Origin of the sequence: Stenotrophomonas sp. YIM B06876 (genome assembly GCF_030711595.1) — a bacterium.
Lineage (GTDB): Bacteria > Pseudomonadota > Gammaproteobacteria > Xanthomonadales > Xanthomonadaceae > Stenotrophomonas.
The window spans coordinates 1-608 of the sequence record NZ_JAUJUJ010000490.1; the positions used below are offsets into that span (position 1 = coordinate 1).

A 608-nucleotide genomic window follows, 5' to 3' on the forward strand; every position below is an offset into this window, starting at 1 on the left:
CGGGGCGGTTCAGCGTGATGGTGCACACCGGCCCCTCGGCATCGAAATTCACATACTGCATGGCCATGTTCCTTCTCGCTCCCTGAACCAGGGTGTTGTGGATGCTAGAAAACATTTCATAATTACGCAAACATGGAAAATATATGTAATGTTTCAGTGGCCGTGCCCAGCGCGCCCGAGCTGATCCTCGACCTGCTGGTGGCCGACGGGGGCCAGCTGACGGTGCAAGCACTGTGCCGGGCGGGAGGCTTGTTTGCCCTGGGGGAGTCCGCCATCCGTGTCGGGCTCACGCGCCTGGCGAGCGAGGGCAAGGTGCTGCGCTGTGGACGCGGCTGCTACGCGCTCAATCGCCAGNCTGCTGGTGGCCGACGGGGGCCAGCTGACGGTGCAAGCACTGTGCCGGGCGGGAGGCTTGTTTGCCCTGGGGGAGTCCGCCATCCGTGTCGGGCTCACGCGCCTGGCGAGCGAGGGCAAGGTGCTGCGCTGTGGACGCGGCTGCTACGCGCTCAATCGCCAGGGGCAGGCGCTGTCGCGCGCGGTGGATGGCTGGCAGCACAAGGAGGCGCAAACCGTTCCCTGGGGTGGGGGCTGGCTGGCGGTGCACGATG

Annotated in this window: 1 protein-coding gene; it reads left to right on the forward strand. The window is 65.9% G+C overall.

All coding sequences use genetic code 11. The features are described from left to right. Positions 1 to 412: 412 nt before the first annotated feature. The coding region (locus tag QZH66_RS18095; protein ID WP_305807186.1) for a hypothetical protein at positions 413 to 608 on the forward strand (196 nt) is incomplete at its 3' end.